Origin of the sequence: Mesorhizobium sp. M0904 (assembly GCF_040319475.1) — a bacterium.
Lineage (GTDB): Bacteria > Pseudomonadota > Alphaproteobacteria > Rhizobiales > Rhizobiaceae > Mesorhizobium.
Map to the genome: position 1 here is coordinate 1 of NZ_JAMYOC010000037.1, position 18,148 is coordinate 18,148.

General features: G+C 60.3%; 19 protein-coding genes and 2 pseudogenes. 6 read left to right on the forward strand and 15 right to left on the reverse strand.

Annotated features, from left to right (window positions below; all coding sequences use genetic code 11):
* Positions 1-74 precede the first annotated feature (74 nt).
* Positions 75-836 carry a tyrosine-type recombinase/integrase gene (locus NKH80_RS28415; protein WP_352995049.1) on the forward strand — a complete coding sequence of 254 codons (762 nt, stop codon included), beginning with the start codon at positions 75-77 and terminating at the stop codon, positions 834-836.
* A 10-nt stretch (positions 837-846) separates the two neighbouring features.
* Positions 847-2,005: pseudogene (locus tag NKH80_RS28420) on the forward strand (IS91 family transposase); the annotation flags it as partial.
* 621 nt (positions 2,006-2,626) lie between these two features.
* Here NKH80_RS28420 and NKH80_RS28425 read toward each other — a convergent pair.
* The 14 genes and pseudogenes from NKH80_RS28425 to NKH80_RS28480 all read right to left on the reverse strand — a co-directional run bounded on the left by NKH80_RS28425 (position 2,627) and on the right by NKH80_RS28480 (position 15,640).
* Positions 2,627-4,774: a type IV secretory system conjugative DNA transfer family protein gene (locus NKH80_RS28425; RefSeq protein WP_352995052.1), complete on the reverse strand. Its 2,148-nt coding sequence runs from the start codon at positions 4,772-4,774 to the stop codon at positions 2,627-2,629.
* 12 nt (positions 4,775-4,786) lie between these two features.
* Positions 4,787-5,812 (reverse strand): P-type DNA transfer ATPase VirB11, encoded by a 1,026-nt coding sequence (gene virB11, locus NKH80_RS28430; protein ID WP_023749594.1) that lies wholly within the window; start codon positions 5,810-5,812, stop codon positions 4,787-4,789.
* Positions 5,809-7,272, reverse strand: coding sequence for a type IV secretion system protein VirB10 (gene virB10, locus NKH80_RS28435; protein WP_352995055.1), 1,464 nt, complete (start codon positions 7,270-7,272; stop codon positions 5,809-5,811). The genes virB11 and virB10 overlap by 4 nt, the downstream gene beginning before the upstream one ends.
* Entirely contained in the window at positions 7,272-8,069 is a 798-nt protein-coding gene (locus tag NKH80_RS28440) for a TrbG/VirB9 family P-type conjugative transfer protein (RefSeq protein WP_352995058.1), read from the reverse strand. The genes virB10 and NKH80_RS28440 overlap by 1 nt, the downstream gene beginning before the upstream one ends.
* The gene (locus NKH80_RS28445) at positions 8,066-8,842 is read right to left on the reverse strand and encodes a VirB8 family type IV secretion system protein (RefSeq protein ID WP_352725856.1); all 777 of its coding nucleotides are present in this window, start codon (positions 8,840-8,842) and stop codon (positions 8,066-8,068) included. Before NKH80_RS28445 ends, NKH80_RS28440 begins: the two co-directional genes overlap by 4 nt.
* Positions 8,843-8,850: 8 nt before the next feature.
* Entirely contained in the window at positions 8,851-9,894 is a 1,044-nt protein-coding gene (locus NKH80_RS28450; protein ID WP_352995063.1) for a TrbL/VirB6 family protein, read from the reverse strand.
* 183 nt (positions 9,895-10,077) lie between these two features.
* Positions 10,078-10,812 (reverse strand): type IV secretion system protein, encoded by a 735-nt coding sequence (locus tag NKH80_RS28455; protein ID WP_352919983.1) that lies wholly within the window; start codon positions 10,810-10,812, stop codon positions 10,078-10,080.
* Between the two features lie 9 nt (positions 10,813-10,821).
* Positions 10,822-11,979: a transglycosylase SLT domain-containing protein gene (locus tag NKH80_RS28460; RefSeq protein ID WP_352995066.1), complete on the reverse strand. Its 1,158-nt coding sequence runs from the start codon at positions 11,977-11,979 to the stop codon at positions 10,822-10,824.
* Positions 11,963-12,541 carry a VirB4 family type IV secretion system protein gene (locus tag NKH80_RS30180; RefSeq protein WP_502901002.1) on the reverse strand — a complete coding sequence of 193 codons (579 nt, stop codon included), beginning with the start codon at positions 12,539-12,541 and terminating at the stop codon, positions 11,963-11,965. The genes NKH80_RS28460 and NKH80_RS30180 overlap by 17 nt, the downstream gene beginning before the upstream one ends.
* Positions 12,474-13,949 (reverse strand): VirB4 family type IV secretion/conjugal transfer ATPase, encoded by a 1,476-nt coding sequence (locus tag NKH80_RS30185; protein WP_502901003.1) that lies wholly within the window; start codon positions 13,947-13,949, stop codon positions 12,474-12,476. The genes NKH80_RS30180 and NKH80_RS30185 overlap by 68 nt, the downstream gene beginning before the upstream one ends.
* 78 nt (positions 13,950-14,027) lie before the next feature.
* A pseudogene (locus tag NKH80_RS30190) lies at positions 14,028-14,366 on the reverse strand (VirB4 family type IV secretion/conjugal transfer ATPase); the annotation flags it as partial.
* On the reverse strand, positions 14,363-14,656 hold the full coding sequence (locus NKH80_RS28470; protein WP_023720449.1) for a VirB3 family type IV secretion system protein: 294 nt from the start codon (positions 14,654-14,656) through the stop codon (positions 14,363-14,365). The pseudogene NKH80_RS30190 and the gene NKH80_RS28470, both read right to left, overlap by 4 nt.
* A gap of 3 nt (positions 14,657-14,659) precedes the next feature.
* A complete protein-coding gene (locus tag NKH80_RS28475; RefSeq protein WP_023749602.1) occupies positions 14,660-14,974 on the reverse strand; it encodes a TrbC/VirB2 family type IV secretion system protein in 315 nt (104 codons plus the stop codon).
* A gap of 12 nt (positions 14,975-14,986) precedes the next feature.
* On the reverse strand, positions 14,987-15,640 hold the full coding sequence (locus NKH80_RS28480; protein ID WP_051410263.1) for a lytic transglycosylase domain-containing protein: 654 nt from the start codon (positions 15,638-15,640) through the stop codon (positions 14,987-14,989).
* 27 nt (positions 15,641-15,667) lie between these two features.
* Between NKH80_RS28480 and NKH80_RS28485 the strand changes: the two genes are divergently transcribed.
* From NKH80_RS28485 to NKH80_RS28495, 3 genes are read left to right on the forward strand one after another with little or no spacing between them, the layout of a single operon-like run.
* Positions 15,668-16,330, forward strand: coding sequence for a hypothetical protein (locus tag NKH80_RS28485; protein WP_156942071.1), 663 nt, complete (start codon positions 15,668-15,670; stop codon positions 16,328-16,330).
* Complete coding sequence (locus NKH80_RS28490; RefSeq protein ID WP_352995069.1) at positions 16,327-16,872, forward strand: thermonuclease family protein; 546 nt, start codon at positions 16,327-16,329, stop codon at positions 16,870-16,872. The genes NKH80_RS28485 and NKH80_RS28490 overlap by 4 nt, the downstream gene beginning before the upstream one ends.
* Entirely contained in the window at positions 16,872-17,036 is a 165-nt protein-coding gene (locus NKH80_RS28495) for a hypothetical protein (protein ID WP_352916715.1), read from the forward strand. Before NKH80_RS28490 ends, NKH80_RS28495 begins: the two co-directional genes overlap by 1 nt.
* On the opposite strand, the gene NKH80_RS28500 is transcribed toward NKH80_RS28495, so the two are convergent.
* Positions 17,033-17,377: a hypothetical protein gene (locus NKH80_RS28500; protein WP_352916713.1), complete on the reverse strand. Its 345-nt coding sequence runs from the start codon at positions 17,375-17,377 to the stop codon at positions 17,033-17,035. The genes NKH80_RS28495 and NKH80_RS28500 overlap by 4 nt on opposite strands.
* A gap of 140 nt (positions 17,378-17,517) precedes the next feature.
* On the opposite strand from NKH80_RS28500, the gene NKH80_RS28505 reads away from it, so the two are divergent.
* A complete protein-coding gene (locus tag NKH80_RS28505; RefSeq protein WP_023785088.1) occupies positions 17,518-18,147 on the forward strand; it encodes a response regulator in 630 nt (209 codons plus the stop codon).
* Position 18,148 lies beyond the last annotated feature (1 nt).

The following is an 18,148-nucleotide window of genomic DNA, read 5'->3' on the forward strand; positions in this document are numbered from 1 at the left end:
GTAAACCGCTTTCTCTTCATCAGTCCGTCCTTCAATCGAGGCCGGACTCTAATCTCAGATGGAGGAAATTACCCGTGGCAGGTCAGCGCGAGGACATTCGGACCTATCAGGTCTATCTGACCAACGAGAAGAAGCTGGCGCCCGGCTCGATCCACATCGCCATTGCGGCGCTGCGCTTTCTCTACAAGGTGACGCTCGAAAGGGACTGGGCGCTTGAAGAGGTCCTGCCGCTTCCCAAGAAGCCGCAGAAGCTGCCGATCATCCTCAGTCCCGAGGAAGTTCAGCGGTTCCTCGGTTGCGTCCTCGACGTCAAACACCACGCCATCCTGACCACTTGCTATGCCGCCGGCTTGCGCATCTCGGAAGCGGTTCGGCTGAAGCCCACGGGCATCGACAGCCAGAGAATGGTCATCCGCGTCGAGCAGGGCAAAGGCCAGAAGGACCGCTACGTGATGCTGTCGCCCAAGCTGCTGGAGATCCTGCGCAACTATTGGAAGGTGCGCCGGCCAAAGGCGTGGCTCTTCCCCGGCGATCGTGCCGACCAGCCGATCACCAGGGATGCCGTGGGACACGCCTGCGCGAAAGCGCGCGACCGCTCCGGCTTGTCCAAACCGGTCACGCCCCACAGTTTGCGGCACGCCTTCGCCGTCCATCTGTTGGAGGCCGGCGCCGACGAGCGCACCATTCAAGTCTTGCTCGGTCACCGCAGCCTCGCGACCACCGCCCATTACCTGCGGATTGCCACCAACAAAGTCTGCGCCACATCGAGCCCTTTTGAGCTCTTACCGCGTCCGGCGCCCATCCTGCCGCCACCCGCCAAGCCTCAGTACTTCTGAGCTCGCGCCGATGGCCCGCTCGGGGCCGGAAGTGGCGGATATCTTCCGCTACTACGGCGAAGCCTATCGCGAGCAGCATGACGCGTCGCTGTCGACCGCCCAGCGCCGCGTCATGACGGCGATCGAACTGTGCCGGACCGCCGCGCTCGGCGGGCATGTCGAGCAGTGCGATCACTGCGGCCATAACCGCATCGCCTTCAACAGCTGCCGCGATCGTCATTGCCCCCGCTGCCAGTCGCTGGCCCGCGCGCAATGGCTGGAGGATCGTCGCGCCGAGCTTCTCGACACGCAATACTTCCACGTCGTCTTCACGCTGCCGGAGCCCGTTGCCGCCATTGCCTATCAGAACAAGGCACTCGTCTACAGTCTTCTCTTCCGCGCCACCGCCGAGACCCATGCGCACCATCGCTGCCGACCCCAAGCACCTGGGCGCCGAGATCGGCTTCTTCGCCGTGCTGCACACCTGGGGCCAGAACCTGCTCCATCATCCGCATCTACATTGCGTCGTCCCAGGCGGCGGCCTTTCTGCCGACGGCCATCGATGGATCGCCTGCAAGCCCGGCTTCTTTCTGCCGGTCCGGGTGCTCTCACGCCTGTTCCGACGATTGTTCCTGGAGCATCTGGAGAAAGCCTTCGACGCCGGCCAGTTGAAGTTCTTCTCTGACTTGCAGGCCTTGAGCGAGCGCGATGCGTTCCGGCGCTATCTGGCACCGCTACGAAAGGCCGAATGGGTCATCTATGCCAAGCCACCCTTCGCCGGTCCCGAACAGGTCCTCGACTACGTAGGCCGCTATACCCACCGCGTCGCCATTTCCAACAATCGCCTCGTGGCCATCGAGGATGGCGCGGTCGCCTTTCGCTGGAAGGACTATCGGCACGGCAGTCGGCAGAAGGTCATGACCGTGGCGGCCGATGAGTTCATTCGTCGCTTCCTGCTACACGTCCTGCCCGAGGGCTTCCATCGCATCCGCTATTACGGCTTCCTCGGCAATCGCTATCGCGCGCAAAACCTCGCCTGCTGTCGTGACCTGCTCGGCATGCCGGTTCCTGAGCCGTCGGACAGCCGATCCGCAAAGGACTACCGCGACCGCTACGAGGCCCTCACCGGGCATTCCCTCAGGCAATGCCCCGCCTGTCGTCAAGGCCAGATGATCATCATCGAAACATTCGACGGCGTCACCGGACACCCGCCATACCAGGACACGTCATGAAGCAGGGACGTCGCCTTCCTATGGTCATCAGCATCGCGCCGGCCCCCTTGGAAGCCAAACTGAGCCGGTCCCGCAAAAGTGTGCGCTGTCATCACCGGCAACCTCTCCCAGGCAGGGCGCGGCGCCGATCCTCACATGCCGGAACCGATATCCGTGCCGCTTTCGGCGCACGCCACGCCTTCAATCGCCGCGTCCGCGACGCATCCGCACCGCCACGCGATGCCTGTTCATGGGTGCGGCCCCAATTGAAAACCCATAGCGGCCACCCGCGCCGGCGGCTTAGTCCAACACGTTTTTAGCTCACCGCCGCGATCCACCCCAGCGCACTCTCGCCATCCGCCTTGCAGCGCGACGCCAAGCTAAAAACGCTCTGCATTATGAGAAATTAAGTTATTAATATCAACGCAATAAACCTAAGTTCCATAGCAGATATTTCGCGATTTTGGAAAGGAAAAACTGCCACTGAGACGCGGAAGCTACTTTGAGCTCCCAGTTTAAACCGTGGCGGCTGGCGCATCAAATGCGGCCTTTTACGGTTGGCGGGAGGCCCGTTGGCGGCCATCGCCGTAGGCTGGTAGGCTAATCGACTAGATCAGGCAAAGCATCTTCGACGATGCTCAGATTTCGATCGAAAGTCTCGGTGTCGGATGCGTTGGCGCGCAGAGACCGCACCTTGTTCAGGATCGCCGCAACCGCCGCTTCCTTGTCGGGGGCTATGCGTGTTGTCACCGCTTTGGCGGTCAAAGCGGTAAAATCTATAGCGGCATAGACTGGTACGGCTGCAGCCTCTGTTGCTTTCAGGCGGTCTTTCACGATTGCGCGCCGGCCCGGAGGCGGAGCTATAGGGCCTGCTTTTGCGGCAAATGTTGCGCCGCGCCGCAGGCGGGTCTGCAAGAGGCCTGAGCGGTACGCCGGTGCTGTCGGCACAATTGTCGGGAGCGCAGGAGGTGGAACCCCCGCGGAAGCGTCCAATGCAGGGCTTTTCGTGCGCGAAGCGTCGGTAGAGGCGGGCAGGGGCATGAACGCGCGTTTGGCGAGCTGGCCGTCGGCGAAATAGAAATTGCGCGTGCCGAGGATCGGCAGTTCCCCACGCGGCAATATGATGACCTTGTTCTTGTCGAGCGTACGGATTTCATCCGGCCGCATGAGGGGCCGCCGCACTTCCTTGCGGTGCTCCGAACGCGTGTAATAAGTGTCAAACAACGTTGCCTTGGTGCGCGTCACGTCCTTCTGCACGTCCGACGTTTCGCCGAGCTGCTCGGAAACGTAGCGCAGATCGTCAACGTCCTGCGCACCGAAAAAGATCTGCACGCGAGCGGCGTTGATGAGCGTCTTGCGCCCTTCCTGGCGATAGATCTCGTCTACAGCCTTCAGCGACTGCACGAAGAACCACATGGAAACGCCGTTGCCGCCGAGCACGCTCGCCATTTCAGTCACGTTCTCGAGTTTGCCGAGGTTCTGGAACTCGTCGAGCAGCACGAGCACTGGATGCTCGCCCGGCTGCGGCAGACTTTCCGACATGAAGTTCATCATCTGCGTAATCAGGACATTGAACAGCGATCCAAGCGACGTAATCTGCTCACGCCGCACGTCGAGATAAAGAGAGATCCGGTCGCGCTTGAGCTTGCGAATATCGAACGTGCTGCGCGACGTGGCTCGCATTAGGCGCTCGTTGAGAAAGGGCGCCATCCCGGTGCGTACGCCAGCGTAGATTCCGGAAAACTGCCGCTCGGACATCTCAAAATATGGCAGCAGGGTTTGCAGGGTAAAATGCGAACATTCGCGGCGGCGTTCCTCGCGCAGTGAGCCAATGAATTCCAGGAGCGGCTGCTCGGCGCCGTTCATGATCTCGAGGATTGTGGCAAAGGTTTTTTTCTCGTTTGGGATCGCGGGCGATTCCATGACGAAGGACGCGATGCCGGTAAAAAGGAGGCGGGCATCGTTGACCCAGTACGGGTCTGCGTTGGACGGGGGCCGCGGAAACAATGCCGCAGCGATGTTGCGAAGGTCGATGTCGCGCTGTGCCGAATCCAGCGAGATGAAGTCCATCGGATTGTAGCATGCGGTATTGCTGTCCGGATCTGCCGGCGCGAAACGCACCACGCGGCTCATGGTGGAACGGTAGCCGGCGGTCGCCGCATAGGTCTCGCCGCGCAGGTCGAGAACCACGAGCGAATGCGGCCAGGTCAAGGCGTTCGGGATGATGAGAGACGTGCCTTTACCCGAGCGCGGCGGCCCTATGACGAAGCCGCCGACATCATCGCCATCAATCCACAATTTCTTGCCGCCAATCAGCCTGCGCTGCGTCAAGCGGAACTTGCCTGAGCGCTGATCGCGGCGGGGCGACAAAATTTCGGCCAGCCTGCCGCCGGCTCGACCGACGAAGACGCCGCCCACTTTCGTCAGGCCGGTTTTTGATACGTCGCTCATGGTCATGAAGCGAGAGTCATTGCGCTTTCTCGGACGCATGAGAAACAAGCTGACCAGTGGCAAGAGAAACCCCAATGCTCCTGCCGCAACGGCGTATTGTATCCGGCCAAAATTCCTCGCCATCGTGTCCGCCCAAGCCTGACGAACGACCGGCAAGGGATTGGCGTTCAGCTGGTCGAACAGGACGTGGGAGCCCGTCTGGTACCAATCCGTCGCGGCATAGGCGACGGTGAAGACCAGGGCGCCCAGGGCCATCGCCATGAGCACCATGAAAATTGCTGTTGCGACTTTCTGCATGGATGGGCCCCGCTAGATCGTCTCCGCCTTGGTGAACTTGATCTCGCTGATGCCACGCCGTCCGCCTTCGGTGCGGACCATCTGCACGACCACCGGAATGACCTCGCGCAGGTAGTCGAGGATTTCGCTTCGTGCGAGGCCCGAGCTGCCCTGCATGACCATGAGCGCCAGGCGCTCGTAGGCGGACCGGGCGGAATTGGCATGAACGGTGGTGAGCGAACCCGGGTGGCCGGTGTTGATCGCCTGGAGGAACGCGAAGGTTTCAGCGCCGCGCAACTCGCCCAACAGCAGACGGTCGGGCCGCATGCGAAGCGAGGCCTCGAGCAGCTGTTGCGCGGAGACCTTGGCAAGCCCCTGGTCGCCCTTCGAGGCTATCAGGGTAACGTTGTTGGGGGCCGGCAGCCTCAGTTCGCGGGTGTCTTCGATTGTGATGATCCGTTCATGGGCTGGGATCTCCTTCAGGAGTGCATTCAAGAACGTCGTCTTGCCGGTCGACGTACCGCCTGAAACAACGATCGAGACGCGGTTGCGTACCGCATACTGCAGGAACTCCATCGGCGAAGTGTCGTGCAGCATTTCGACAAGTCGCTTTTCTTCGGCTGACAGCGCAAGTCCGCTGCCCATCGCCGTGTTCTCGAATGCGCCGAGATCGTTGTAGGCATCAAGGCTCATATCCATGATGACCTGCTTGCGGATCGAAATCGCCCCGCCTTCGGGAGCCGCCGGCGGCAAGATGCATTGGATGCGCTCGCCCGAGGGAAGAGCGGCCGACAGGACCGGCTTTTCTTCGTTGATGACCTGGTTGGTCGCCGAGGCGACGCCGGTCGAGATATGCCTAATCCAGCCGGGTGTGACCTCTCGCTTGACGACGTGCTCCATCTCTTTCGCGCCGAGGCGTTCGATGAACAATTCACCCGGCCTGTTGATCGCAATCTCGGACACCGCATCTTCGTTCAAATAGGGCCATATCGGCTCCAGATGAGCGCGCAGGACCGGGGCTCTCGCCCATGGGTCGGGGAGGGGATGCACGGCATTCATTTCACCGCGCTCCGATAGCCGGGATAGAAATGATCCTTCGGCGTGCCGTATAGAGGCGTCGGATCGATCGCCGTCTTCGGCCGCCCGCCTGCCTTCAGGCGTGCAACTTCTTCCTGGACAGGATCGGCGTACAAATCCGAGAAATCGAGATCTCGGCGCACCAGCACGACAACCGATGTGCCCTGGTCGACGTAGACCGTCGGGCCAATGTTCTGCGTATCACGAAACGCCTCTTGCGCGAGTTGCTGCAGGGCGGTCGATGATTTGTCGAAGGCGATGCTACGCGCGTCGTGCTGCGAGCCATTGCCGCCATAAGTTACGGTCGTGGTCTCGCCGGTCACGGGATCGACCGTCGACACCTGGCGCTGTTGTCCATTCTGGCTGCTATCCGAAAGCGAGGACAGATATTCAGAGACACCGCCAACGACGGAAAGCATGATGGCGTTGCCGTAGCGTTCAACCCAGTGCGTATCAACACGCCCGCCCATGCCGCCACGGCCGAGCGCGTCTGCCCCAGGCGACTTGATATCGACGGAAATGCCGTCCGAGCGAATGACCCTGCTCCAGACGATGAAAACACGCTTCTGCCCGCGCGCAAGCCCCGAGCGGTATTCCCCGGTCAGGCGCGAGCCCTTCGGAATGAGGATCCGCCTGCCGTCGAGCGAGAAGACATCCTCACGCACGACAGCGCGCACGGCGCCGGCAAGGTCGGTGTTGACCGCGGTTTCCAAATAGCCGCGAATGATCGTTCCCTCTGGGATCAACGCGTCGGTACGTCGGAACGCCCTGGCTTTGACGATGCCGGAAGAACTTGCCTCAGACTGCGCCAAGAATGCCTTGTTGGGATCACTGTCGGCGCCGGGGACCGGGATGATCTGACCGTCGGGCGCAATTTCGACCTGCGCCGCCTTGGCGCCGGCATCCGTCGAGGCGGTTTGATCACTCGTCACCATCTGGTTCGACCGCAGGCGTTCCCACACCGCTTTTTCGCGCTCGGCCGCCTCCGCTTTACGACGAGCCTCGTCCTCAGCCGCGGCCTTGCGGCGGGCTTCTTCCGCCTCGGCCCTGCGGCGAGCTTCCTCGACCGCCATTTGCGCCTCCAGCGCCCGCCGCTGCGCATCGAGATCCACGCCCTCCTGCACCGTCTGATCGACATTATCGGCTTGTTGTGTGCCGCTCTGGTCGGCGGCCGGTGGCGGCACCACGATCTGGTCGACCGTGCCGTCGGCAGGTTGCGGCGGTTCGTTCAACGCCGGCGGGCGGAACTCGGGCGGGTTGAAGATTTCCTCGCCATCGCTGCGAACATCGCGCGATACCGGCTCCCGGGGCCAGTTCAGCCATATCAGCGCGCCTACCAGCACTACGCCGAGGCTGACCAGGGCGATCCTGGTACCGACGCCCGCACCACGGCGAGCGACCGTCGGGCTACCATCCAGTTGGTTATAATCGATTTGGGACATCAGCGCCCTCCGCTGGATCCGAACAGGGTGGAACCGCGTGTCAGTTTCGTTGGACCGTAGACTTGCTCGACGGGATCGATAGCGTTGGGTCGCGCCCGGTTGTAGAGGCAGAGCGTCTTGCCATCGGCCCGCAAGGTGAATTGCCGCGCGACCTTGTCGATGACTGTGTATTTGCCCTGCGTGCGAACATTGACCAGCGACTCATGGCGCTTGTCGTCGACAACGAAAATAGCCGGCATGTCGCCCTTGAACTCCAAAAACACCTTGGTGCCGTCGTCGAATACGGTGCGCGGCTTCAGGCTGTCGTCGCCCTTGTAGGCGTAGTCGTAGTTGAGGCCGGCATAGTTCAGGTCCTTCAAATCCGGATCGGCGGCGCTCTCCTTGGCCTGTGAGAGCAGCCGCGCGTTGATATCCTCGTCCGGGTATTTGAACCGGACCTGGAAGGATGCCCGGTCACGGCTATTGTCAGTGGCCTGCAGCAGCAGGGAATAGACGCGCCGGTTGGTGACCACGTTGACGTTGGTCCAGGCATCTCGCTCCAGCGGCTTGACGAACAGAAACCGCGATCCGCGTTTGGGGATGATCGACCAGCCTTTCGTGTCGCCAGCCGACACGGTTTCGATGACTTCGGTCGGACTGAGTTCGACCATCGTGGAAATCCCAAGAGCGGCGCGCACCGACGTCACGTCGTCATTGTTGAAGGTGACATATCGGATGCGGCCGTCGCGTGCGGCCGCGCCGTGAATCGTGCCGAGCAGAAAGGCGGCCGATAGGACGAGGCCCGCGCGCCATCTCATTGCAGGCTCCCCGCGGCCGGCGCCGATTCCTGGTCGCGGCGGTAATCCGTAACCTGAAATCCCAACGGGTTGTCAAAACGCCATTCGTTCTTGAGCGGCGTTGAGGTGTAGCGGAATTTTATCACCGCCACCCAATTGTCGGCTGTGGACGAATTGTCCCGCCGCGTCATCGTGGCAAAGCGCACCGAGGCTGTGTTGCGATTGAGCAGGGAAACCGACTTGATCTCGACCGAGATAGTGACATTGCGGCCAAAAATCTTGTCCAGCGATTGTGGGTTTGCTGGCGTATAAAGCCATGTCAAATCCTTGGACGCGGCGTCGGTCGAGTAGAGCTGCGCCAGGTCGTAATTCTGTTTCAGTTCACGCGAATCGTAGGTTTCGCGGGCCCTGATATAGCGCACCAGATTGGCCGCCGTGACGGCCTCGTTCTGCGACAAATCTCCAGGCTTCAGCGCGCGCATGATCTCGAGGTAGCCCGTCGATTTGTCGACCTCGACAACATACGGTTCGAACTGCCGGAGCGGCAGGATCAGCACGAGCGCCAGCAGCGACAGCACCGCCACCAGTCCGGAAACGCCGCTGACGATCCAGGCCAATGTACGCGATCGACGCATTGACCTGTGCGTGTCGTCTTCCCAGGTCGCGCCCGCCCTGTAATAGCGCTTGTCGACGAGTTCGCTGCTGCTGTTAGCAGCTGTTTCCATTGGAATTGCCACTTTACTATTGCCTCGTTTTCGGGACGCATCTGATCCAGCACCGCGATCGGTGATCATTGTGTGGTCTAGGCCAGAGGCCTGGAGTTATCGCGCGCACCTTGCTGGATAGCGGTCCGGGTTGCGGCATCCGCCCTGGCTGCTCGCGAAGTTCGAAAACTGTTTGCCGCGAGCTGCTGGGCGCCCCGAGCGGCGCGGCCGGCGGCCCACCGCGCGCCGGAGTAGCGCACGGCGTTTCTGCCGAAGTTTCTATAAGGATTGTATGCGCCCACGGTGCTGAGATACCCGCCGCCATTCAGGATCGAAGCAATCGAGGGTATCTGCATGAGAACGTAGATGCCGATGATCGTCACCAGCACCAACGGCAGCACCAGCGACATTTTGCTGTCCATGGTCGCTCCGCCGGACGTGGCGGTGTTCAGCGCCGCATTGACGAGCGAGAAGTAGAAACCGAGAAAGCCGTAGATCAGGATTTGCTGGATCATCAGAAAGGTGGTCAGCGAAAGAAAGCCTTCGCTCATGCGCGAGGACCATCGGTAAAGCCAAAGGATGATCCATATCGGCGCCAAGGCCAGCGTGATGAACAACATCACCTTGGCGGCGATGATCGCGGCAATGGCAAGCGCTGCGAAGATGATGGCTGATAGCAGAACGAGCAGCGACAAGAGCGCGCCAAAAATGTCATAGAAGGATCCGCTGTAGACCTGATTGGCGACGTCCTGCGCCCCTTGGTAGAGATTGTCGATCAGCGCTGGAATTGCCGTCTGGTCGCTGAGCTGATTGCCGGTGGCCCGCGACACGGCGCCGACGATCACCTTACCGACCTCGTCTGGAATGCTTTGCACGAGCTGATAGATCGTCGCCGAAAATGTGCCCCATCCGGTCAGCAGCAGATAGATGATGACGGCGCGGCCGAGGCGATAGGCCGCTTCGATTGGCGAAATCGACTCTCGCCCGCTCAAAATCGAGTAGCCCCACCACACGATATAGAGGGTGAGCATGAGGGTGAAGACGTTGCCCATCGCATTGCCCAACTGCATATAGACGGTGCGAACGAAGTCCTCGCCGATGTTGTCAATGCCACCGAGGATGCTTGCGGCGAGACCGTTCATGGATCCTCGTCAATGATGCTGGCGAACGGCGTTGAATTGACCGGCTTCAGCGCGCCGCATTCATCGGCGTGGGCATACGCCAAAGGCCCGCACGGCGCTTTCCGTTCGCGATTTGCGCAACCGAAAAGCCCCGCGCTGAGCCCAATCACAAGGCATGTGCGCAACACCCGCCTCAACAAAGGGCTAACCCCCGCTCTTGCCAAAGTCCGCGAACGGATTGACGGTGCGCGGTGTCATCATCTTCTGCACCTGGCTCTGGCGAAGAAGATCTCCCTTCAGCTTCTCATTCAGGGCCGCGACCGCACCGTTCTGGACGCCGATCAATTCGTTGACCGCGCGCGCGTTTTCCAGCTGCATTCGTGTGTTCTGGTCCACCGAACCCTTGACGTCCTGCGACTGCCCGATCTGCCCACTTGCGGACTGCAAAGACTGTTGGCGCTGGGTAACGCCCTGCGAAGCCTGCGAGGTCAATGCGCTTAGCAGCGAAGCCACGTTGACGCTGCCGCCATAGGCCGTGTTGACGGCGCTGGTCTCCTTGCCGGCAATCTGCTGGAGCTGCTTCACCAGCTGCAGCCCGTTGATGACGGCGCCGGCGATTTTCTGAATTTCGGGCGACAGGCCACCAAACGAAAGCGCACCGCCGTTCAGGATCGATCCGAACGACGGAGCCTGGGCAATTGACATGTTGCCGCCCAGACCCATTTGTCCGATGCCGAGCGAACCGTCACGACTGCCACTGAGAGCCTGCAGGATCTCTTCGCTCTTTTTCAGGATATCCTTGTTCGAATCCATGATGGAGTTGGTGTTGTCCGCATTCTTGCGGGCGACATCGAGATTGGCGCCATCAATGACAGCAATCTGTGCGTGGGCCGTGCTTGCCCAAAGCGCCAGACTGGCAGCAATCGCGAATTTGTTCATGTCAGCCTCCTATTGCTGTAGAGAATTAATGACGCTGGCAGCGCCGGCAGGATCACTGGTGATGATCATCGAGCGACTGTCGGCCGAGCTTGCCCCCGCGTTCTCAAGTGCGCATGGTAGCCACCGGCCGCGATCGATCCTCAACCGCTCCAATTCCGCGGGATCACAGGAGAACGGGTTTGGAGAGCCGCTCTTCGGCTGTTGCACCAGCTTGGACGACTGCGATGCCTGAACATTCTGCAACGATAGAAGTTGGGCCAGCAATGCCGTGAAGTCCCCCGCCTGGGCGAGGTACTGGTTGGTGACATCGGCGTTGATCCCACGAGCCGACGAGTTTAGCTCCCAAGCGTCCTTGTATTCGGTCACCTGGCCAACATTGCCCGCCAGCGCGTCGATCGCCGCATTGTTGGCGCCCATCTGCGATGAGCTTGCATCGAGGCCGCCAGCCGCCTTCCTGACCGTGCCCATGGCCGCGTCCTGGGCCGTGCCGCCTGCGCCGTCGGCCGTTACGATCGAGAATGGTGGCGGCGCGGCGGCCGGAGCCTTGCCGCTCGACACATAGTCGTTGAAGTAGCTGCTCCAGCGGCCGACACCGCCGGCCCACTGGTTTTGCTCGCCAGCGTTCGATCCGTTGTAGAAGGAGGCGAGACAGCTATAATTCGTCGCCCCGCATTGCTTCACGCCCATTCCGAGATATTTGACGCCGCCTTCGACATTCTGCTCGTTGACGTCGCGGTCAAGCCCCATGGACTTGCCGGTGCCCTTAGTCAGCTGCATGACGCCTTTGACGCCGGTGTGGCTTCCGGCGCATGTGTCGAAGCGCGATTCCTGATAGGCGACGGACAGCGCCAGGCCTTCGGGCACCCCGTATTTTTGCGCATAATAGCGGATCATCTTCACGTTGCCCGCGTCGCGCTGCAACGCTTCGGCTGGCGACCGGCGAAACATTTGTGAGCGGTATTTGTTCGAATAGGTGCAGACGACGCTTTTCTTCTTGTCGGTTTCGTCGTTCTTCGCTTCATCCGACTTCTTGCTGTGCTGCTCGTCCTCCTGCCGTTTGTCGAGGTTCTGCCCGTCGATCACCGCGATCTGAGCGACAGCCACGCTCATGCTTTCCGCCGTCGCGAGAGCCACGGCCAGACAAGCGCTGCTAAGCCGCTTCGTCATGCTCGTTCTCCCATCCGCAGAAGTATGGCAGCCAAATCTCCGGCTCGTCGCCGAAGGCCTCCCGGAGCCGGGCGCATTCCTTGCTGTTGGCTTCGTTCGAGGACAAGACCTTGATGAGATCGGGCATCGCCGACAAATCGAGCTTGGCAACGATCGAGTCGCTGTCGTGCTTGACAAGGAAGGTGCGTGTTTCCTTGGCGGTGCGGCGCACGAACTCGAATTCCTTCGCTGTCAGCGAGAAGCGCTCCATGTAGGACTCCTTGCTCGCCTTCGGGTTGGGGAAGAAAATGTTGGTCTTCGTTTGCTCGATCAGCGACGACGAGATGGAGGAATTGACGACGTCTTCCGCCGTCTGCGTGCCAAAGCCGACCACGCCGTTGCGGCGACGAATGGTCTTCAGCGTCTCATTGATGAAAGCAGCGAAAACCTCGTCGTCCAACAGCTTCCAGCCTTCATCGAGGAAGAGCATGATCGGCGAGCCGTCGATGACGTCCTCAAGCCGATGGAAAATGTAGAGCAACGCCGCCGAACGCAGCTTTCGATCGCCCAGGATCTTGGTCATATCGAACCCGACAACCGGCTTCGAAAAATCGACCAGATCGACGGGATTGTTGAAAAGCCAGCCCTTGTCCTTTCGGGTCGAGCCAGGGCTGTATCCGCGCGGCCAGATCGTTCATGCCAGGCATGAGCGACCCCCGCAGCACTTCCGGCAGCAGGTCGAAGGTACGCTGTTCGCGCGGGATCTTGTAGATCATGTCGACGGCGGCGTTGATGACGCGCATCTCCGCTACATCCAGCGCGCCGCCTTCCGGCGTCAGAATGTAGATGAGCAAATCTTCCAGGAAGGACCGGTTTTCTGCCGTGTCCTCAAGCTGCAATGGCGCGAACCCGGTCGGCTGGGAAGGCTCCATCACCTCATAGCGACCGCCGAGCGCCCGAACGAAAATTTCAGCGCCGCGCATATAATCGAAATAAACACATCGTGGCCGCGGCATGATGCGCATGGCCTGCGCCATCAGGAATGACAGCACCACGGTCTTGCCCGAGCCAGTCGGGCCGAACACCGTGAAGTGCCCGACATCATGAACGTGGAAATTGAAATAATAGGCTGTCTGGCTGGTCGTTTCGAGCAAAGCGATGGGCCGTTTCCAATGCAGCCGCTCACGTTGGCCCGACGGGAAATTGTGTCCTGAAAAAAGGCCGGCGAAATTGAGGGACGAGATCAACGCACGTCGCGCGATGTAGCTGAAATTTCCCGGCAACTGCGCCCAAAAGGCCAGTTCCGTGTTCAGTGTCTCGCGAACCGGCACGATCGACATGCGCGAAAGCTCCGCCGTGATGTCGGATAGCGCACGGTTGAGACCCCCCATATCCGGTGCCAAGGCCATGACGCTCATGTGATGTTGTCCGAAGACCACTTCGCCGCCGGCCAGCTTGTCAGCGCCGTCGTGGACGGACTCCTCAACCGTCGTGCCCGCCTCGTCGGAGCCCTCAACCTGGTTCGCGATGGTGTTGATCCTGCGCATCGCCGTGACACGATCTTCGATCGCAAAACTCTGCGTCAGGACAAACTCATGCGGCAGGCGCAAGAGACCGTCCAATGAGCCCGGCGCGGTGAACGGTGGGTATTCCTTGATCGACACCATGGCGCCGAGCTTGCCAGCGTCCGGTCCGCGAAGTTCCAGCGCGGATTTGCCGAAAAACAATTGTCGTGTCGCCAGCACATCGCCAAGGCTCATGCGCGGCAAAGGCATTTCCACGTCGCCGCCGCCGGCGAGGATCTTCGCCAAAAAGTCCGCGGGCTCGGAAAAGAAGCTGTCGCGGCGCTTCACGACGCCGAGAAGACGTGCACCATAAGCCGTGAAATCCTTGACGACTCCGTCGAGAACGTCATGCAGTTCGGCCATCGCCTCTTCGCGGGTTTCTTCGCCCGCGGTACTGATGCGGAACGCATTGAGCGCCTTGTCCACCCAGCCGACGCGACCGACCATCGGTCGGCGTATGACCGCCAGATACGCCTCGTTGACGAAAAGGTTTTTCGCCCCAAGCTCATCCATGTAGCGGGCGTCGAGCTCGGCCACGAAAGGATTGTCAAAGTCGCCTTCGATCTCCGGCGTTACGTGGCGGCGGATGATCGTTGTGTAGACTGCAAAGCGAGAGGTCGAGAGATTGCGGAACGTCGTGTTGCGGTTGAACATGCGGCTGTTCAACTCGGCTTGGTCCATCGTCTGGAAGGGCAGGCCACTGAGCTGGATGACGCCGATCAGAAAGCCGCTCTTCGTCACGATCAGATTGTCATCGACATGGCGAAGGTAAGGGATGTGCATCGCCGCGGGTTTTTCACGCCGGCGCTCGCGGCCAAATTTCAGGTCGGCATCGAGGCTCATGGCGAATAGCTCCTCGCGCCCCAAAAAGTAAGGTTCGCCACCGCTCCGCGTTTGGAGACGCGCCGCTCGAAAATATGAAACATGTAGGGGTCGCGCTGGCACAGATATGCGCTGACCAGATGCACCACGCCGAACACGCCAAGGCCGAGCATGAAGCTGCTCGTGGCAATGAAGCCGATAACCGCCAGGATGCCGTTCAGAGCGAAGACCTCATAGCGCACTCCCCATTTCATCGGGGGGCGTGTCAGTGGCAGGCTGACCGGCTCGACATAGACTTCCTCGTCATCCATGTCTCAGCTGCCTCCCGCGGTCGCACGAACCGCATCCACCAGCTGGGCAGCGCCGAAGATCAGAGCGATGCCAATGATGATGGAGAAAGCCATCATCCACGCGAGCCGGCCCGTCATGGCGAGGAAACCGAGAAAACAGACGGCGATGATGGCGAATGAACGCGCTATGTTGCCCTGCAGAACTCCGACGAACCACTCCAGCACATTTTCGACTGGCGCCGCCGACTGGGCATACGCAGTGGCTGGCGCGAGAGCTATTCCGACCGCCGAGGCCAAGGCCAGTTTCAGGGCAAATCTGCCCGCTTTCCTGTATTCCACCCTTGGCTCCTTTCAGTTGCCGAAATCCATGACATGACCACCCTGCCAAGCGTCCTCGCTTGCTGGCGGAGCGGCCGCGAGCGTCTCGGATTTGGTCAGGGCGGACTTCTTCACCACACCGCCGAACTTCCAGCGGTTCAGTATTTTCACAATGTATTCCGCCGTCTCCGGATTCACCGGAATACCCTGGGCCTTGTAGACGCTGTTGGGCCCGGCGTTGTATGCTGCCAGCATCAGCAGCGGGTCCCCGAATTCGTCATAGAGTGACTTCAGATAGCGAAGGCCAGCCCGGACATTTGCCTGTGTATCGCAACGGTCGCTCACCCCCAGATCGGCCGCCGTGCCCGGCATCAGCTGCATGATTCCCAAGGCTCCGGCCTTTGAGGGGCCCTGACTGGCGCCGAGATCGCTTTCGGCCCATGCAATTGTCTCGGCCAGATCGGCGTCGAACCCTTCGTCCTGCGCGATTGAACGCACAAGTTGGGAGACCTCGGCACGATTTCCGGTCTCACACGCCCCCGGCCTTTGCGCCCCGACCGCGGCAAGGGCTTGCGCCGGCGTTGCAAAGGCGACTGCGACGCGGTCTGATGCCCTGTCCTGGCCGTGCGCTTGCAACGGCATCGTGGCGCCAAAGAGGGTGACCAGAAGAGCGAATCGAGTGTTCATACTGTCGCCAAAATTTAACACTTTACTATGGCTACACGCAGCCCTAGTAAAGTGTCAACACGATATGCGCCGCAGGGACGAATTTCAATGAAACAGACTGCCCTTTGCACGGTCTTGCTGCTCCAAGGTGCCGTCGCTTATGCTGCCGGCGCCGATGCCCCAAGTGCCTTCGCGCAGCCGTCGGAGCGCTACCTGCTCCAGTTTGCCAAGCCGGGAGAGAAAGTGTTCGTCTATGAGCGCTACGATGCGAAAGGCGCGCTCTTTCAGCGCGATGCGGCGACCCTTGTCTCGCCGGTCAAGGTGCCCTCGGCGACCGAGCGCGTCATCAACGGCATGGCTTATCGACTGCGCGGCCTTGCAGCCTGTCCAAAACCAAAGATTACCTACAAGGCGCAGCAATGGGACTGCACGAAAGCCGCGCAGGACTATGAAGAGGCAATCTACAACGATCGTGCATCTGTCGTGCTTTGCAAAACGCTTGTGCTGCAAAGCAAGAAGGGTGAACCCGACGCCGTGTCGTGTTTCTCTCTCGTGGGTGCGGGCAACGCAAACGACCCGTACAACGTCGCCTACGACGATGACGAAATGGTTTTTTTCGACATGGCAGCGATCGGACGCAACAAGGACGGCAAGTCGCTGCGCCCCGATCTCGAGCATTCCGCCGACCTCGGTGGACAGTTCCAGGAATGAAACAGGCGAGCTTTGCAGTGCTGGCCGCATTCTCGGTATGCGCATCGGCGCAGGCGCAGGATGCATCCGAGTCTGCCGTGCCAACGCCCTTCGCGGTATCGAAATCGGCTCAACTGCTGACCGGAGATACCTGGCGTGACGGAGATCACCTTTTCCGCCTCTATGGCGTCCAGTCATGTCTTCGAGGCACATCAGCTGAAGAGCCAAATGGGAACAAAATCGATTGCGGGAACACCTCGCTGGCGCACCTTGCTGCGCTGTTCGATAGCGCGGCGGTTACATGCCAGCCAATCGGCTACGCCCTGGATAAGGCGGTTTTTGTCGTGTGCGGTGCGCAGCTGAATGGCGAAACAATCGACGTCGGCACCGCGCTGATAGCGACCGGATACGCATTTGCCGCAACGACAGCAAAGGGCAAAGCCGTCAATGAGAACTACCTCGTCGCGGAAATCAACGCTAAGATGAATCGTGCGGGTTTGTGGGGCGCGACGTTTCAGCATCCTGTGCAACTGCTGCTGAGCCAAGGGCTGGAGAGGCGATAATGAAGCAAGAGGATGAGGCGCACAAATATTACTATCCCGTCGAAGGACGCGGTGATGGTGCTATTGGTGGAGCCGCTGCATTCATCGCGATCATCTTGGTGCCGGCAGGACTCTATGCGGCCTGGAATACCGTGGTCTCATGGATTTCAGCGCTCTTCTCCTAGGACTGCAGTTTCGCGAAAGAACCGAGCAACGCGCGAAAATCGTCGACATCAACCTCGCACCAGTCATGAGCCGTCAGCCGTTGAAAGTAAGCAGCCTTCATTTTCATTTCCGCGATAGTGGCTACTGGAGCAATGGCAGCACGCCTTCGCACAGCGGCCTCCTCCGCCATAACCGCGTCCAGCCTCTCACCCAGCACGATCGCGTCAGGCCCTTCGGCCCCCATCCAACGCTTGCCGATACGTTCAAGCGCGGCGACGCGCTGACGATGTTCCGCAATCAATTTCGCGACGCCTTCAGCCGCTTCCATCACTCCGGTGCTACAGACCAATCGAATAGGCATCGTCCTGCTCCCTGCGTATATCGGTCACATACAAATACCTGTGGAGGCGAGGAAAACTAGGGATGTTCACATCCCTAGATTGAAGCGACCAATTCTGAAATACAGGGCGGGGGGCGGCTGCGTAGAAGGATTGGCTTCCGATGTTTCGTGCCCTGGTGGTCGAAGACCAGACGCTTATGCGTCTGGCTCTGATGAATGAAGTGCAAGCGAGTTTCAAAAAATGCGTCGTCCTCGGCGCGGAATCGCTGACGATCGCCACTGCCGAGCTTCAAAACAATCATTTCGATCTGGTCGTCATCGACCCTGGCTTGCCCGGCTTTGATCCCACCTCACAAGGCGATCGCATCGCTGTCGTCGATAGGATCATCGAAGCTTCACCCAGTGCAATCCATGTTGTCGTCACCGGTTCCGACAACCGTTGCGAGGCAGATGGTTTCCGGCGAATCGGCGCCGCCGCATATCTCGGCAAAACCGGCCTTGCGCCCGGCGTATTCAGCGACGTGCTGGACGATATTTCCACCAAGGGGTTCTCCTTGCGCCTCTCGCGGGCTGTCATGACCAAACCCGATTATCGATTTTCAGCCCTCACTCCGCGCGAGCAGGAGGCCATCGACATGATGGCGCACCGTGCTCCCGGCGTGAAACGCAAGGAGATCTTTTCTCTCATGGCCGATCGGCTCGCCATTGAGCCCGGCTCGGCGGAGAAATACTACAAGCAGGCTCGCGCCAAGCTCATGCGGCAAGGCCATCGGCTCCCGCAGGGGCTGTGAG